The organism is Rhizobium sp. TRM96647 (assembly GCF_025780115.1).
GTDB lineage: Bacteria > Pseudomonadota > Alphaproteobacteria > Rhizobiales > Rhizobiaceae > Mycoplana.
The window spans coordinates 464,232-480,401 of the sequence record NZ_JAOXHF010000001.1 but is presented as its reverse complement, the minus strand read 5'-3'; the positions used below and the strand labels follow the sequence as shown (position 1 = coordinate 480,401).

21 protein-coding genes are annotated in these 16,170 nt (G+C 59.3%); 20 read left to right on the top strand and 1 reads right to left on the bottom strand.

The annotated features are described in order from the left end of the window. The first annotated feature begins 40 nt into the window (after positions 1-40). The 15 genes from OCK02_RS02175 (at position 41) to OCK02_RS02105 (ending at position 10,857) form a co-directional block, all read left to right on the top strand. Positions 41-1,240 (top strand): tyrosine-type recombinase/integrase, encoded by a 1,200-nt coding sequence (locus tag OCK02_RS02175; RefSeq protein WP_263811600.1) that lies wholly within the window; start codon positions 41-43, stop codon positions 1,238-1,240. Further along, a complete protein-coding gene (locus OCK02_RS02170) occupies positions 1,240-1,968 on the top strand; it encodes a hypothetical protein (protein ID WP_263811599.1) in 729 nt (242 codons plus the stop codon). Before OCK02_RS02175 ends, OCK02_RS02170 begins: the two co-directional genes overlap by 1 nt. Before the next feature lie 141 nt (positions 1,969-2,109). Then, on the top strand, positions 2,110-2,295 hold the full coding sequence (locus tag OCK02_RS02165; protein WP_263811598.1) for a helix-turn-helix domain-containing protein: 186 nt from the start codon (positions 2,110-2,112) through the stop codon (positions 2,293-2,295). Between the two features lie 221 nt (positions 2,296-2,516). Beyond that, positions 2,517-2,813 (top strand): hypothetical protein, encoded by a 297-nt coding sequence (locus OCK02_RS02160; RefSeq protein WP_263811597.1) that lies wholly within the window; start codon positions 2,517-2,519, stop codon positions 2,811-2,813. Then, positions 2,813-3,274 (top strand): hypothetical protein, encoded by a 462-nt coding sequence (locus OCK02_RS02155; protein WP_263811596.1) that lies wholly within the window; start codon positions 2,813-2,815, stop codon positions 3,272-3,274. The genes OCK02_RS02160 and OCK02_RS02155 overlap by 1 nt, the downstream gene beginning before the upstream one ends. Then, positions 3,271-3,486 carry a hypothetical protein gene (locus OCK02_RS02150; protein ID WP_263811595.1) on the top strand — a complete coding sequence of 72 codons (216 nt, stop codon included), beginning with the start codon at positions 3,271-3,273 and terminating at the stop codon, positions 3,484-3,486. Before OCK02_RS02155 ends, OCK02_RS02150 begins: the two co-directional genes overlap by 4 nt. After that, positions 3,486-3,977: a hypothetical protein gene (locus tag OCK02_RS02145; RefSeq protein WP_263811594.1), complete on the top strand. Its 492-nt coding sequence runs from the start codon at positions 3,486-3,488 to the stop codon at positions 3,975-3,977. The genes OCK02_RS02150 and OCK02_RS02145 overlap by 1 nt, the downstream gene beginning before the upstream one ends. Positions 3,978-4,555: 578 nt before the next feature. Further along, positions 4,556-4,834 carry a hypothetical protein gene (locus OCK02_RS02140; RefSeq protein WP_263811593.1) on the top strand — a complete coding sequence of 93 codons (279 nt, stop codon included), beginning with the start codon at positions 4,556-4,558 and terminating at the stop codon, positions 4,832-4,834. 90 nt (positions 4,835-4,924) lie between these two features. After that, positions 4,925-5,164, top strand: a complete 240-nt coding sequence (locus tag OCK02_RS02135; protein ID WP_263811592.1) for a hypothetical protein — start codon at positions 4,925-4,927, stop codon at positions 5,162-5,164. Then, complete coding sequence (locus OCK02_RS02130) at positions 5,164-5,496, top strand: hypothetical protein (protein WP_263811591.1); 333 nt, start codon at positions 5,164-5,166, stop codon at positions 5,494-5,496. Before OCK02_RS02135 ends, OCK02_RS02130 begins: the two co-directional genes overlap by 1 nt. Further along, a complete protein-coding gene (locus tag OCK02_RS02125; protein ID WP_263811590.1) occupies positions 5,497-7,551 on the top strand; it encodes a hypothetical protein in 2,055 nt (684 codons plus the stop codon). It begins immediately after the preceding gene. A gap of 71 nt (positions 7,552-7,622) precedes the next feature. Beyond that, entirely contained in the window at positions 7,623-9,551 is a 1,929-nt protein-coding gene (locus tag OCK02_RS02120) for a hypothetical protein (protein ID WP_263811589.1), read from the top strand. 209 nt (positions 9,552-9,760) lie between these two features. After that, on the top strand, positions 9,761-10,105 hold the full coding sequence (locus OCK02_RS02115; protein ID WP_263811588.1) for a hypothetical protein: 345 nt from the start codon (positions 9,761-9,763) through the stop codon (positions 10,103-10,105). Between the two features lie 30 nt (positions 10,106-10,135). Beyond that, positions 10,136-10,576 (top strand): DUF5681 domain-containing protein, encoded by a 441-nt coding sequence (locus tag OCK02_RS02110; RefSeq protein WP_263811587.1) that lies wholly within the window; start codon positions 10,136-10,138, stop codon positions 10,574-10,576. After that, positions 10,573-10,857, top strand: coding sequence for a hypothetical protein (locus OCK02_RS02105; RefSeq protein WP_263811586.1), 285 nt, complete (start codon positions 10,573-10,575; stop codon positions 10,855-10,857). Before OCK02_RS02110 ends, OCK02_RS02105 begins: the two co-directional genes overlap by 4 nt. Before the next feature lie 1,565 nt (positions 10,858-12,422). Here the strand turns inward: OCK02_RS02105 and OCK02_RS02100 are convergent. Continuing rightward, on the bottom strand, positions 12,423-12,647 hold the full coding sequence (locus tag OCK02_RS02100) for an XRE family transcriptional regulator (RefSeq protein WP_263811585.1): 225 nt from the start codon (positions 12,645-12,647) through the stop codon (positions 12,423-12,425). Positions 12,648-12,771: 124 nt separating this feature from the next. Here OCK02_RS02100 and OCK02_RS02095 point away from each other — a divergent pair, with 124 nt between their 5' ends. From OCK02_RS02095 to OCK02_RS02075, 5 genes are all read left to right on the top strand, one after another. After that, complete coding sequence (locus tag OCK02_RS02095) at positions 12,772-13,104, top strand: hypothetical protein (RefSeq protein WP_263811584.1); 333 nt, start codon at positions 12,772-12,774, stop codon at positions 13,102-13,104. Next, positions 13,104-13,499, top strand: a complete 396-nt coding sequence (locus tag OCK02_RS02090; protein ID WP_263811583.1) for a hypothetical protein — start codon at positions 13,104-13,106, stop codon at positions 13,497-13,499. The genes OCK02_RS02095 and OCK02_RS02090 overlap by 1 nt, the downstream gene beginning before the upstream one ends. 4 nt (positions 13,500-13,503) lie before the next feature. Further along, positions 13,504-13,827: a hypothetical protein gene (locus OCK02_RS02085; protein WP_263811750.1), complete on the top strand. Its 324-nt coding sequence runs from the start codon at positions 13,504-13,506 to the stop codon at positions 13,825-13,827. A gap of 240 nt (positions 13,828-14,067) precedes the next feature. Next, complete coding sequence (locus OCK02_RS02080) at positions 14,068-14,829, top strand: hypothetical protein (protein ID WP_263811582.1); 762 nt, start codon at positions 14,068-14,070, stop codon at positions 14,827-14,829. A gap of 188 nt (positions 14,830-15,017) precedes the next feature. Further along, entirely contained in the window at positions 15,018-16,154 is a 1,137-nt protein-coding gene (locus OCK02_RS02075) for a PAN domain-containing protein (RefSeq protein ID WP_263811581.1), read from the top strand. The last annotated feature ends 16 nt before the right edge of the window (positions 16,155-16,170 follow it).

The following is a 16,170-nucleotide window of genomic DNA, read 5'->3' as shown; positions in this document are numbered from 1 at the left end:
GTTCATCCCCACTTCAAAGTGGGGAAGGAAGTGGGGAAGGTTGGCGCGCACACTCAACAAACTTACCGATGTCTTCATCAAGTCCCCTCGCCTTAAGGCGGGCCGACACAGCGATGGAGGCGGCCTCTATCTGAACGTGACCCCGAACGGCGCCAAGTCTTGGCTGTTCATGTGGACCAGGGACGGAAAGCGCCGCGAGATGGGCGCAGGAGCTTATCCAGAAGTCGCCCTTTCCAAAGCCAGGACCCGTGCTGCAGAGTACCGCGAGGCAGTTGCTGATGGCCGTGACCCTATTGCCGAGAGGGCTAGAGAGGCTGAACCGACCTTTGCCGATTGCGTAGATCGTTTCCTTGAGTCGATGGAACAGCAGTGGCGGAACGAAAAGCACCGGGCGCAGTGGCGCACGACCCTGACGACCTACTGTGTTCCCCTTGCTAGCAAGAAGGTCTCGGACATTGGCACGGAAGACGTCTTGAAGGCGTTAAAGCCGATCTGGACGACCAAGAGCGAAACCGCCTCCCGCCTTCGCGGCCGAATCGAGCGCGTCTTGGACTTCGCAAAGGTGAAGGGCTGGCGCTCCGGCGAGAATCCTGCCCTTTGGCGTGGCCACCTGAAAAGCATCCTGCCCGCGCGCCAGAAGCTCACCCGCGGCCACCATGCCGCGATGGAATTCGACAGCGTTCCCGCATTCGTGGCCAAGCTCCGGAAATCCGAGGCTATGGCAGCTCGCGCGCTAGAGTTCCTGATTCTCACCGCCGCCCGATCCGGCGAAGTGCTTGGAGCGGTATGGGATGAAATCGACCTTGAAGCTAAAATCTGGACAGTTCCCAAAGAACGCATGAAGGCCGGTCGGGAGCATCGGGTTCCGCTTCCCCAAGCTGCGGTCGACATCCTAACGCCTCTGCACGAGGTCCGCACTGGCGCCCTTGTCTTCCCGGGCCAAAAGAAGGACAGGCCACTGTCGGGAATGGCGATGGCAATGCTGATGCGCCGGCTGAAGTTCGACGCCTACACAGTTCACGGCTTCCGTTCAGCTTTCCGCGACTGGGCTGGCGACCGAACAACATTTCCTCGCGAAGTGGCGGAGGCGGCGCTGGCCCATGCGGTAGGAGACGCGACCGAACAAGCCTACCGGCGAAGCGACGCGTTGGCGAAGCGGCGCAAGCTGATGGAGGCGTGGGCTAAATCTCTTGCCACCAGCAAGGGCGCTGGCAACGTACTTCAGTTCGGAGGGCGCTGATGGCCCGATACGGGGAAAGATTGCCCTACGCATCACACAGCGGAGAGCCGCCAGCGGTCGCACTTTCCCCGGGCCAGTGGCGCGCGCTTGAAGCCAATCTCGGAATTTCTGTGCTTCTCGGGGCGAGGGATGAGTTTGAGGCTCTTTGCAACGATTACCTGTCGAGCGAATTGCTCGAACGATCCGCAGTGCGCCTTGCCGATTTGAAGAAGTGTGCGACCGAAACGGAAAAATCCCTTGGCCCCTTCTTCGCTTTTGCGTTTGGGTCGCTTACTCCGCCCAGTGGCGTTTCGGATGACACATGGAAGGAATTCCGCGAACGGTTCGACGCGACGATTTCGCAATTTGCCATACCGGCAACCGTCAATGAGGAAGGCGAGCCTCAGACGGTCGCCCTCCTCCTAAAGGCATCAACGGTCACCGAAATCGCCATCCGGCTATCAGCATGTTTGTCGACAATCTCCAACGGTGGCGGCCAGGACGAGGTGTTCGACGGCACTGCCGGTCTTGAGGTCGGCGCCGCTTTCCGCGCTTTTTTGCAAAGCGCCAAGGCATGGGCGAAGCGGAATAGCCTTCCTCATGGCGCGATAAAATCGATCGATGACAGCGTCGCCCCTTTCCCCGCCTTCCTCTACTCAGCTTTGCAGATGCTTCCGGAAGAATCACGCCCTACAGTGAGCAGCGCGGCGGCGCTGGCGGCACACATGAAGCGAAAGGGCCGACTATAGGGGAGCAAATAGGCTCCTTATTTTTTGTGTATTTGCTTCCCTGCTTTTGGTTTCGGCATGTGAATAATGGGGAGCGTCCAAGAGCGAACAATCTTGGATGCGCCCCCGGACGCTTCAACATTCCGGCGGAGCATATCCGCAATGAAGCCTGTTTCTGTCACCGTTGACGATGCCACCCAATATTGCGGCATTGGCCGCACCAAGCTCTACGAGCTTATCCGTGACGGCCATTTCACCGCGCGCAAGGCTGGCAAGCGAACTCTTCTCCTGACCGAAGAGCTTGACGCCTACGTTCGTTCTCTCCCGACGCTGAAGACCGCGGCATAGGGGGCGACCATGAAAACGACAAACCCGGCGGAGCGCGCTAGCTCCAACCGGGCTCTGGCTATCGAAGTTCTTGGCAGGACGATCGATAGCCAGAACCCTAACGAAAACTCCCCAAAATCTCAATCGGAAATGCTGGCGGCGCGCTGTGTCATGCGTCGGTTCCGCGTGTCTTATTGGCACGCCGTGACGATTTGCCGGCTCTCCGGTCTCGGAGGTGCAGCATGACCCAGAAACTCATCATCACAGCCCGCATTCTTCCTGACGGCCGGGCCGTGACGGTTATAGGCCGCGACGCCTGGGCCCTCCGAAACCTTGTCGAAGCTGGCAAAGCCGGGTGCACCCCTATCGACCATCCCGGCCCCCGCTGGTCGCACTACGTCTTCAAGCTTCGCGGCTTCGGCTTCGTGATCGAGACCGTCCACGAGAGCCACGGAGGGCCATTCGCCGGCACTCATGCGCGATACGTCCTGCGCTCCGATGTGGAAATTGTCGAGGACAGCGACAGGAGGGCCGCATAATGGTGAAAGCCCAATTCCTGACGAAAGCCCGCTTCCTCGGCACGGCCGATGTCAAAGGCAAACCGGTATCGTTCTTCTCTCCCCCACATGACGAGCCTGATTTCCTTTGGGTCGATTTGGAGGAGTTGGCGAAGGTCTTCCTTCCCGACGACGCAGCAATTCGCATGGTGAAGCACTCCCACAAGTTTGGAGTGGGGAACCGACCTACCGAAGCCGCCGCAAATGGCGACAGGATTGTGACCATCGTTCCTCATCCGATGGCCCAAGGCTTCTGCGCGTTCATCGACCACGAGAATGGGCATGTCGAACTGAACGAAGAGGAGTGGAGCCTAGGTCCGGCCAACTTAGCCTATGTACGCGCCTTTGCTGACGCCCATAGCAAGTACATGCCCCTCGAATTTGATGGGCTTTTCGCAGCCTATCACAATCAGGGTGGACCTCACTTGCGAGGTGCCGAATGACCAACCTTCCCCACAACACTCAGATCTCCCCCGTACAGGGGGAGGCATCGCCCCAGGTTCAGACAGCAGCCATGTGGCTTGCCGATCAGGCAGAACCGCCGCGGCTGGCCGTGCCTGTCCTGAAAGAGCGCTTCGGCCTCTCAGCTCTGGAGGCATGCCAGGCAATCGCCATCGCTGAACGCTTCCGTACATTGAGGAGGGCATTCGGCTAATGCGCGAGTTCTCCAAAATCACCCCTGCCATGTGGCGCGACAAGCGTTTCCGGTCGCTGCCATCGTCGGACGCCAAGCTTGCCTTCATGTTCTTGGTAGCGTCCGAACATCAAAACAGTGCGGGGGCCTATCGGCTCCCCACCCTCTACGCCTGTAATGACCTCGGCTGGGACGTGGAGCGCTTCACGACCGCACGAGATGAGGTCTTGGCCTCTGGTCTGGTGGCCTTCGACTCCGAAACGGAAGAGTACTTCTGTCTCGGCTGGTTCAAGGCTAACCCTGCGATGGGCCCCAAGCACGCGACGGGCGTTATGCGCCGGATCTCCGAGATCGAGAGCGATCAGATCAGGGAAGCCGCGGAGGCGGAGTTTTCAACCTCCCAAGAAGAGAAAACTGCGGCGAAAGAAGCGCTTAGCGGAAGCGTTCACAGTCTTGACGACTACTCCGGCAGCCGCCTGACCCGCACGCGCTACATGCAGGGAGGGCACTGAAATGGGATACCGTATCGATAGGGTATCGAGACCGTACCGATATACAGGAGACAAGAGACCGGAGACGGAGACAGAGACTGGAGACAAGACCCAGACCAGAGAAAAAGACAAAGACCTTGAGACCGTCACTCGCGGGATGAGCCGCAACGTTGTGCCGAGCAGCAAGGAAGCCTTTGCTTTGGAGAGGGAGCAAGCATCAACGTCGAGCCCCTATCTGCCCCCACCTTCAAAGCTAGGTCTGCTTTCCAGGTTCAGGGTTCTCGTCAGGATTTGGAACCGGATCTTCATCCGGCAATCGATCGGGTTCCGGCTCTTCAACAGGAGGGTTCGGAACATCGATCGGAGGAACCTCTGGAATGGGGAACGGCTGCTGCCCCGGTATCGGGTCGGTGGATGGCAAACTCATGTCTCTGTCCGATTGCTGGAGTTGGCGGCATCGAGCGGCGCGAGAGAGGCTTTGCCAGCCGGTCCATCATTGCCGGTAAGGTCCCGCCTACAATCAACCGCGCCGCTCAGACACCTGCATTGGAAAAACTCGCTGATACCGACATTGTTCCGCGGCGGTTCGGAGGTCGGAGATGCTTGAGCGGCCCGTCCCCATCCTCATGTTGCCGTCAGAAATCATGCGCATTGGCGATGCTGCTTTCTATGCCCGACGGAACGAGAAGACGATCAGGCGTTGGGTTCGGCAATATGGCATCGGCCGCAACACGGGGCGTACCGCTCCAATCGAGGTGTCCCGCCCGGCCTTGGATATGGTCCTCGCAGGCGATTACGCTGCCCTGGAAATGCTACGCGACGGAGACCGATCATCCCCCGAGGTCGCCCGCTACTTCGAAATGGCCGGACTAGCATAGGCACAATGCAAACTGGCAATGTCCGAAGTTGTCCAATTCCTATCTTGCAGCAAATCACCGAGAATCGGCGCAACTGGAAAGGAGATTTCCATGAGCGAAACAATGGACGCAAAGGCTCGCACTAGCCGCGCTGCGGTTTTCCTTCGTAGTGCGACGGTCACCACCGACTTTCGAGAAACGCTATTCGACGCGTGCCGGCGCGAAGGTGTCACACCGAATGAATTCGTACTGCAAGCAGCAGCCGAAAAGTTGAAATCGAAGGGCCGACAATTCTCCGGACTGTTTCGGGCCGGTGACCTCAAAACGTTGAATGGAGGCATGGGCATCTGATGGGACCGATGATGCTTGGCAATCAGCCCGAGAACTACTTTCCGCCCGCACCGACGATGGGTGCAAACCCGCTGGGTCGGCTTGGTCTCTTCGGCCAAGGCAAACCGAGCGGTGACCGAGACGAACTTCGCAAACGCATTGCCTCGATGATTTCAGGCCAGGGGACTCCCCAGAACGTTGGGCAGGGTCTTGGCGCGATTATGACCGGTATCGCTGCCGCGAACGCAAGGCGCAATGCCGCTTTTCCGCAGGCACCGGGGGGCGCTCAGCCATCATTCGCAACCAGCCTCCGCAATTTCTTCACCGCGGGCAACAATGGGGGCCTTTACTAGATGTTCAGTTACATTTTCGGGGGGGCAACGGGCGAAACGCCTGAGAGCTTGAAGCGTCGGCGGGAACTCATCTCGCGAATGATTATGGGCCAGGAGCAGCCGCGGAACTGGGGGCAGGGCGTGGGCGCACTCCTCACGGGCATTGCTAGCGGTATCGAGCGTGGCCGATTGGACAAAGCTGAGCGCGATGGCCGAAAGTCGGCTTCCGATCAGGCCGCGGCGCTGCGTGGGCGTATCGCCAACAGCCTTACTGGCGGGTACACCTTCGGCGCAGGGCCCGGAAACATGCCGATGACGGGCGCAGCGTCCGAAATGGCGGCGACTGGCCCTGCGCCGGACGTTTCCAGCAACGGCTCCACTTTCGAGCCGTTCATGAGCACGGTGCAGAGTGCCGGCCTGACGAACCCGAACGGCCTTGCTGCCGTTGCGGCGACGGGCAGGGCGGAAAGTGGTTGGTCTCCGGCCAATGCCGGCCGCACATGGTCCGATCCGTCCGAGTCCGGGCAGGCTGGCACGTCCGGTGGCGTTATGTCGTGGCGTGCGGAGCGGCTGGCGAAACTGCAGCGCTATGCGGCTTCGAAGGGCGAGCAGGGCAATGGTTCGCCGCAGACGCAGGCGGAGTTCTTCATGCAGGAGGACCCGCAGCTTATCGCCCGCCTGAACAGCGCGAGGTCGCCGGAAGAGGCGCAGCAGATGATGAACAACGCTTGGCGGTTCGCCGGCTTCGATCGCCCCGGCGGCGAGGCTGGCCGGCGCATGGGGTTCGCAAACGCTTATGCGCCGCAGTTTCAGGGGCAGGGGACGGAGGTGGCATCCCTCGACCCGTCCGCCGGCATGCCACCCGCAGCCGCGGCGATCGAGCAGCAGGCACCGGGTTCCGGCTATGTCGACACGATGGTATCGGCGCCGAACTATGCCCCGCAGCAGGCCGCCGCCAATCTGCCGCCGCTCCCGAGCCGCGAGGTGCCCCCCGCGCCGCAGCTCGCCCCGGTGCAGCCTGTGCAGCAGGCTCCGCAGCCCCAGCAGATCGCACAGGCATACCCTTCGCTTGATGAGCTGTTTGCGATTACCAGCAATCCCTGGTCATCGGACGAAGACAAGGCATTTGCCAACATGCTCATAGAGCGGCAGATGCAGGCCAGCGACCCGCTACGGCAGCTTCAACTGCAGAAGGCACAGATCGAGCTTGACGCGGCACGTCAGCCGAAGCGCGAGCCCCTTATAAATGCTGGCGGCGGGAGCATATACGACCCGAACAAGCGAGAATGGTTGACCCCACCTCAGCAAGGCGGCGGAACTGGCAGCTTCCGCTTCTCGGGCAATTCGGTAGAGGCCCAGGCGCTCAACGGCCTGATGGACTCTGGCCAGCTCACGCCGGCTCAGGCGCAGCAGCTGGGCGCCGGCAAAACCATTACTGGCCCAAATGGTGAAATTCTCTTCCTGACACCACAGGGCGTATTCGGGCAGTCGGCTGGTGGGGGACAGCCCGAGCCGGTTTCCCCCGATGCAGCGTCGGTCGGCCAGCCGCGGCCGTCTCCCGGCAACTATCAAATCACCGAGCCCAAGGTTACGCTTGATGAGCGCAAGGCTATGGGCTTCGCCGACCGCATGAATTCCTCTGGTTCCATCATCAACGACCGGGAGAAAGCGGGGCTTGGCACGTGGGACCAGTTTGTTCGCGGCAATCCGTGGATTCCAGATGTGGCGGAGAACTGGATGGTCAGTGAAGACTTCCAGAAGTTCGACCAGGCTCGGCGCGATTTCGTCAATGCACAGCTTCGTCGTGAGTCCGGCGCGGTCATCTCCGACGAGGAGTTTGACAACGCCAACAAGCAGTACTTCCCCCAGCCTGGGGACACGCCGGAAGTGCTGCAGCAGAAGCGTGCCAATCGGCAGGTTGTCATCGACAGCATGGGACGCGACGCTGGCCCGACCTACAAGACCGGGACGGGCGAAGCCTTGTCGGAGGCGCGTCGCGCTATCGCAGCGGGGGCCGACAGAAACGCTGTCATTCAGCGCCTTCGCGACAACGGCATTGATCCAGAGGGCCTTTGATCATGGCTGGAATGTTTGATGACCTCATTCCCGGCAACCGGGGCGACAGCGCTCCACTCCGCGGCGGGGGCATGTTCGACGATCTGATCCCGAAAAAGAGCGGCCAGCACCTCTCCTATGAGGAAGGGCTTGCGCTCCTAGAAGAGGAAGACCGTAGCAAGCGCATGCAGGGCGGCAGTGGTGCCGTTGGCGCAGCGCTCAGCAGCACAACTAGCGGCGTGCCAGTTCTAGGCCCCTACCTCGTCGGTGCGGCTCAGCGCGGGGCGGCCGGCGTTTCCTCGCTGATTAACGGCAAATCCTACGACGAGAATCTGAGTGCCGCGCAGGATCTGACCAGCACGGCGCAGGAGGAGCATCCGTATATCACGACCGCCGGCAACATCACCGGTGCCGTTGGCGGAACTATACCGATGATCATGGCTGCGCCCGCAGCTTTTGGTGCCGGGCCAGGGTCGTTGTTCATGCGCAGCTTGGCGTCGGCCGGAACAGGAGCGGGAATCGGAGCGGCGGATTCCGGTGCTCGTTCCGATTGGAACCCGAAGGCAATACAAGATGGCATGATGTGGGGCGGTGGTCTCGGCCTCATTGGTCCGACAGTCGGGAAGGCCGTTGGCGCGGGCGCTCAGTCCGCCATGGATTGGTTTGGCAATCGTGGAGTTGCCAAGGCAGCGGGAACGACACCAGCAACTCTTCGGCGCCTAGCTGATGCTGCAAGCCGTGACGGATTGGACGATGCGACCCTGCGAGCGCGTCTCGACGAACTCGGCCCAGATGCGATGCTTGCCGACCTCGGGCCGAACCTGCGCGGCTATGCGGGTGCCGTCGCCAACATACCGGGCCGCGGACAGCAAATTGTCAGGTCCGCCCTCGACACCCGTCATGACGGAGCCAATGCTCGCATTCAATCCGCCGTTGATGATGCGATGGGTCCGAATGTCATGCCGTCTCAGCTCGATGACACGCTCCGTACCAGCCAAGACGAACTATCGCCGCGATACCTGCAGGTGTTCGACGATGCGCGAGCGGTCGATACCAGGCCCCTTGCCGAGAACTTGGAAAGCCAGGTTGTCAACTTGCGCGGAGGGGCACAGAAAGCCGCCCGTGATGTCCGGTCCATGCTTAACGTCCATGGAAGCGACGTTCTGGATCCGAACCCCGGAACGCTGTTTCAGACGCGCCAGGCTATCGACGGGATGCTGGCGACCGAGGCCGACCCGAAGGTAATCCGGACACTTACTGAAGCGCGCCGGCAGATTGACGAAATCCTTTCACGCTCGGTTCCCGGCCTTAAGGAGGTTGACGGCCAGTTCGCAGAGCTTGCGCGACAGCGAGAAGCACTTGCGCGCGGCCAGACGGTTCTCGACAGCGGCCGAACCTCCCCCCGTCCCACAGAGCTGGCCCAAGAGGTAGCCGACGGCGCATTGCCGGAGGGAATGTTCATCGGCCCGTCTGGCGCGCCCGTACGCCTTCGACAGGGCGCCAGGGCCGAAATTGACCGAATCCTTGGCAGCAACGCGAATGACGTGGCGGCTCTCCATCGCTTGATCAAGACGGAGGGCGACTGGAACCGCGCCCGGCTGACAACGCTGTTCGGCCAGGAGAAGGCGGACCGCTTGTTCCGAGTACTCGACGCGGAACGGACATTTGCTGCAACGCGAGAATTCGCCACTGGTAACAGCGCCACGGCCGGTCGGCAGCAAGCAATAAAAGAGATTGGAGCGGATGGCGATGATTCACTGTCGCGCCTCTCCTATGCCGCAGGGGGAATGAAAGGCGCGGCCAGAGCGGCCGGCGTTAAAGTGGCCGATCGAATTGCCGAGCGTCTGTTCGGCCCCTATCGCGAATCCTCGCGCGCGTCTTTGGCAGAAGCTGTCACCGGGGGGCGTGAGAGACTCGTGGACGCTCTGAGCCAAGCTCAGCGCCGTGGCGGAAACCCCGCACTAGTCGAGGCCATCACCAAAGCGATTTTGCTTGGCGGCGGAACCGCGGGGGCGCGATGACGGGTCAATCCAGCAGATTAGACCATACATGGCGATGACAAAGGCCGCGCCGACTATGAAGCCCAAGCTGAAGCCTTCGCCTCCCCAATCGGACAGAGCGATTAGCCCGCGGCCGACGGTCCACAGGATGGCAGCCGTGACCACGATGCAGGCAACTTGAACGACCCGGAGAAGCACGAAAGCCCCGATTTGTTGAATAGGAGCAGACAATGACACCGATGGCGGACGAATTCAATTTGTCGGTCGCTGATATTGCAAAGCAGGTTCTCGCATTGGCGGATCGTGGACTTGCCGGCGAGGACGTAAGCGAAGACCTGTCCTTTGCAATCAACCTCCTCGAAAGCTCCCCGTGCAAGACGCTGGCTGATGCTCACGGCTATCTACTGATGGCACAACGCTTCTGGACCATCGCATCCGTCGAGAACAGCTTCGGGAAGGCCATGGGGATCGAGTTCATGAGCCAGTGCGGGCGCTATCTTGCAATTGCCTCCGCGTTCATCGGCAATTCGTACCCGCGGAGCGAAACACAGCCCAACGCTTTCACCCGGCATTGAGACCTGCCAAAGCAAGGAGCACAGCAGAGCATGGTTCAACACAAGGAACCGCCGAAAGACACGCGCTTCAAGCCCGGCCAATCGGGCAACCCGAGCGGCCGCCGTGCCGGTTCGCGCTCCAAGGTACTCGTCGCTTTGGATGCTCTAGGGGAAGGAGAGGCAGAAGCCATCGTCTTGGCCATGGTGGAAAAGGCGAAGGACGGTGACGCGACCGCCGCCCGGACTATCCTGGATCGGATCTGGCCAGCCAGGAAGGGTGCTCGGCTCCAGTTCGATTTGCCTGAAGTCGCCAAGGCTGATGAGCTTCCCGGCGCCATCGCGGCTGTCACTCGGCAAATGGCCGATGGCGAAATCTCGCCAGATGAAGGGGCCGCCATCGTGACGTTGCTGGAGGCTCACCGGAAGGCAATCGAGACAAGCGAACTCGCAGCGCGGGTTGCAGCACTGGAAGAAAGGTTGGCAAAGCAATGAGCAATGTTCTGTCCACCAGACTGAAGCGGCTGGAAAAGCACGCAGGAATGGATAACCCCCTGGCGCACCTTTCCGACGAAGAACTGGACGCCCGGATCCACGAAGTCAGCTCCGCCATCGCCGAGGAGGTTGGCATGCCAATTCCGCAATATGTCATTGCGTTGGAAGAGACGATTGAAGCGGGAGGACCTTTGCCGCAGGGCGTCGAGATGAACGAAGCCCGATCAATCTTGGCAGCCTTGAAATCCGTCGCTCAAATGAGGGCAGCCGATGGCCGTTAATCTCGAGACCCCGATCAGCGAAATCCGAGATTCGTGCGTCTTGTCGCCAATGACGAGGATGAAGCCGAGGCTTAGTCAGGATACCATACACTTTCCGGAGGGTGGCGCAGTCTGACCATAGCCTCGCATCGCCGGAGTAGGCGCAGGTTCGGTACAGGATCGTCCTCCTTAGAGAGGTCCCGAAACCGGGCTTCCGCCGCCTCGAAAACCCTGTTCGATTCCGGGTCTATCCCTTCTTGACGGCGAATTCGGCTGACCAGGATTAAAATGTCTGCGTAGTTGTAAGAGTGTCCGATGTAGAGGCGTGTCAGTCTTTCGATCCGCTTGTTCCACTGAAGTATAGGTTTAGCGATGGCGAGCGATGCGGACACCGCTGTCAACCCAGCCCAAACCCAAGGGCCGTAGGGCTGTATCTTCCAAATTGTCCAACCAGAAATCGCGCTCCCAGCCGCACCGACCGCGATGAGTATTTCCAACAGGTTATTGTATCTCTGTACGTTGCGGAGCGACCTTCCATAGTACTCCTTATTGAGTGCGCTCCTGCACATCAAAATATAGATCTCGGTGAGCGCGCCGGGTTTCGGAACCATCTTCACCTCTGCTTGCAGGGGGGATTATGGCACGGAAAAAATGGTGTTTCCTCCATGATATCTGGATTAAATGGGCGTTCCCCCGAGAAACCTGGATCAACGGGTACCGCGTCTGGCATAGAAGGACTTGGCGAGGATGGCAGCGGCGACGGTATAGCGGCCGGCGGACCGTTCTGCCTTATGGTATTTTCTACGAACTGGACAATGACTGAGCATGGGGCGGCGCCTAGATGTCCCATGCAAATTGCCCCCTTTTGAGGATCAATCCCAATAATCTCAAGTTTGTATGGGAGCTGGATGCTTTGAGCAGATGTGGCGGAGCTCGCAAACATCGAAGCAAACACTGAGAGAAGGGCCAGCCGCCCAACTGGATGTAAGAATTCCATGCGAACTCCTCCCGCTCAATGATGATATTTTAGCGGAAAACGGTCAACCGATGAATAAAGCGCTAGTTAGCTTCCAAGAAAAACCCGCCTTAGAGGGGGCATTTCTAGTCTATATGGGCCCAATCCGAGGTTGATGTCGCCTTCTACAGAGCGGCGCCCATTGCAGGGCGCTCAGCAAGATGGCCGCGGCTAGCGACGACGGCTCCCAGTATGACTGTCGAAGCCGAAAGTGCCGCGAGCAGCCCAAGAATTCCAGCGATAAAAGAACCCCACGTCTCGAAGGCATGTACGAAGTGGCAAAAGCCATGGTGCCGCTCCGCACTTCGGCTATCTCCTCCATTGACACCAAGAACTCCCGATCCGAGCAATAGAGCGGTTGAGCGTTCACGTTCCCGAATGCGTTTGCATACTGCAAAAGACGGCTATCTTCGATCTTGGCGGCACACTCATAGACAAAGCGGGTCTCTGCCCAATGCTGGACATCGGCTGCATATCGCGACCAAACACCCAAGCGTGTCATACCGCACTCACCAAGCCGACAATGACAGAAAGACGGAGCGCTCGCACTGCCCATGTTCTCATGCGGGCCTCACTCGTTCTTGCTAGGTTTTGCCAGACGCACACCAGCCCCACCGTCGCGCTGCTCTGCCTCGGCTAGGAAGATTATCCCCCGCTCCTCATAGACGCGGCGGATCGCGTCAACGGTCACCGGTTGCGGCCCCCTCGGGCCGACCTCGTCCTGTTCAACACGGCTCACGGTGTTCGGCGTTACCTTTGCAAGTTCTGCCACTTCTCTAACCCCGAGCTTCAGCATCGCTCTGGCTGCACGCGCTTGAGATGGGCTCATCGATACTCCTTAGCTTTTTCGATACAGGGTATTTACAAAATACCTCGCATCGTTATAAATACAGTGTATCGATTAATGAGGCAACAAGCGCATGTTCAATCGCTCACAAATCATGAAAGACGCATGGGCGTTCTATCGCGATTTCCGGACGCGGTACGGCGCCTGGCAAATCGAGCGCGGCCACGTCGATGCGTCCTTCTCCCGCTGCCTCAAGATGGCATGGAGCGCTGCGAAGAACGCGGCCGCCACTGTTGCTCACAAGCTGCGCGTCCAGCGTGCCCTTGCCGGCCCCAAGGCTCCTCAGCTTCAAGTGCTGCTCAACGCGCTGCAGAACGTCGATTTCCTTCCCTTCCGATGCCGCGCCGCCGACCAGCGCGCCGCCATCAACACCAAAATCGAAACCCTCATTCAGGAGTGCGCATAATGGACACGACCCGCCGAAATATCCTCACCGGCCTTGCGCTTGCGCTGCCAGCGGCCACGTGCGTTCCGGTTGCCGTATTTGGGTCGCCCGGGCCTGCTGACGACAGGGAGCTGATAATTCTCGGAGAAAAGCTCAATGCTGCATGGATCGAGGAGCGCAAGTATTCCTCGCCCAGTCTGCCGGATGACGGGAAGTTCGAAGCTGCTTTTGAGGAATGCTGCAGACTTGTTGACGCTATCCGGTCGCATCGGGCCTTCACGATCGACGGCCTGAAAGTGAAAGCGATGGCTGTAGCGTGGTGTTTCGGTGCCGACGAAATCGACCTTGACGGTGACACTACCGATATTCGGATCTCGTCGTCCATCATCAACGACCTGCTGCATCTGGCGGAGTGAAGTCATGGGCAAGACAGATTCCGGCCTCGCACAGCTGCACCGCTCGTCCACATCGTTCGCCAGGGGACCTGATATATTGCCGGCGCTTTACGAAATGCGTCGATCAGTACTCGAGGCGTGGATCGAGCAGGCAATTGCCGTTCTGGACGACTTGGACGGCGATGAGAACCTGGAGCCGGATCTTGCCGGCTACGATAGTCGCAACATGGACGATCGAGAATGCGACGGCTGCGACATGGAACTTAGCGGCGACGAGGATGATACCTCATTCGCCGAAGATGAGTACCATTGCCTATCATCCGGTTACCTCGAACTTGAAGGGATCTAGATCGCCGCGGCGCTGAACCGTGGCAGCGGAACCAGGCCACTTGTCTTTGACGATTGGATTGGCTTTCATGCTGCTACGTCCCAGCAGGTTCGCCCGATGGCTCTCTCAGTCCGCTACTATCTGTTTCCCGCAGACTCCGACCCACTTCGGCTTTCGCAAAGGCTCGTGGAGGGCCTAACACGCGCCGATGACTCCATGCCGCAGTATGCGAACTCTCGGCAAAAAATCGTGGAAGTCGTCTTGCACAATGAAGACGGCAAGCCCGTCCAAATTAGCCGAGTAAGCGGCACTATGTGGACGTTCGATGAAGACGGCGAGATAGCCGAGGGCCTCAGCGAGGAAGTTGCTGAAGTCCAGAACTCGATGGGCGGAACATTTGCGGCGTCGTCTAAAGTTGTGTCTCTCAAGCCCCAATTGAGCAAAAGACGCATCGCGGAAAAGTATCGCTGGGAACCTTCATCGGCAGATATCAATCGGATAATTCAAGATATCTGGCCGAAAACCAAGGTTGATCGACTGATTGAGGCGAAGGGGGTCTCTCGGCGCAGGCCTCCCCTAACCTATGACGCCAAGCATGCCATCGAAAAAGTGGGCAGCCATTTCTGGGAAATTGTGAATGAAATCGGCGACCTCAAGGACCCCGGCCTAAAGGGCTTTGTTTTCGAAGCGAGGAAACGCTCTAAGGAAGAGCTGGAGTATCGCCACCTCTACGAAGCCCTGGCTAACATGGGCCAAGACCAACTTGAGTTGTCCGCTCGAAGAAGAAGCGGAAAAGGCATCTGGTACGCCGTCGTGGAGGTGCTGCAACAAGGCGAGCGCTTCACCGAAACCGTCCGTGTCATTCAAGAACGCTGCGCTGGAAGGTCGGCCGCCGTCGCGGCGGCTCGTCGGTTGCTGTCAGAAAATGCCCACCTATTCGACGAACATACCACATTGGAGGTGAGCATAATGACGGATCTTGAGTGGGAAACACGCGCCTTCCCTGACAATGATGGCCGGTGACCTGCGCTGGAACCTCAACGGCAATGAACAGTGCTCGCCGTTTCTTCCATATGACCTCATTAGCCGGAGGGGCCTTTACAGTAACCGCCGCCTTATGCCGAGCGTTGGTGTCTTTACCCTGACTGCATTGTCACTTTGACACCGTCATCACACTGGATTTTACTTGTGTTGGGTGGCTGGAGGGATTGGTGACTAGGGTATTCACGCTTTTGCTCGCGTTGTTGGCGGGCTCGACCGGGGCCGTTAGAGCGGCTGACATACAGATGGAGCGCCTTGAGAAAGGCGCCCTCATTGCCGTGGAAGGTACGTTCGTTGACGGCGACGATTTGCGCTTCAAGAATCTGGCGATAGCCACTGATGGTGCGGTTGTTGTTTTCAATAGTCCGGGGGGCTTGGCGCGTGTCGGGATGGAAATTGGCCGTACGATAGCTATCAAGGGCTTTTTGACGGCCGTAATCCAGGACCACGTATGCGCCTCGGCCTGCGGTCTGGCTTGGATAGCTGGTAAAACGCGCTTCCTTGCCCCGACCGCGAAAGTTGGCTTTCACGCAGTTTTTTCCGACCAATACGGCCAACAGGATGTGAGCAGCGCCGGGAACGCTCTGGTTGGCTCCTATCTGCAGCAGTTGAATCTCAGCGAGAATGTCATTGTCTATGTGACGCAGGCAAACCCATCTTCGATGCAATGGCTTACTGCAGAAGATGCGCGGCGGATCGGGTTGGATGTCGAGCCGATTCCGCAGCCAGAACAGGCGGCGCCAGCAACGTCCAACGTTCCCGTTCCATTTGGCTCCACCGCGCAAGAACAAGCCGCTCTACCGCAGCCGGCGCCCGTGATAACTCCCGCGCCGCCCTCCTGGCAGTTCTACGACTATACGGACTTGCCCGGTTATGACCTCCCCGGCATGCCCATTAGGGTGGCCACGGCCAACCACTGCCGGGTCGAGTGTGAGGCTCATGGGCGCTGTTCGGCGTTCACATACAACGTCCGCCAACGAGCCTGCTTCCTGAAAGGGATGGCGACCGAAGCCCTTCAATACTCTGGCGCCGTCTCGGGCTATGTCGGTTCTCCAACGGACATCACGCGAGTTGGTCGGGACTTCGGGCCATCCCTCGGTTTCCGGACTAGTCGCGAAGTCGAGATTGTCGCTAAGCCGTTTGCGAGGATTCCGAATTCATCGCTGTCGGCATGCCAGGATCAATGCGTTGTGTCCGGAAGGTGCCAGGGATTTAGCTTCTACAGAAGCGGCATCTGTCTCATGTTCGATGTACGTAAGCCGACGCGAAGGAACCTGCTATCCGTCGCGGGTACGCGCTCGAACTGACGACTTCTGCAGTCAG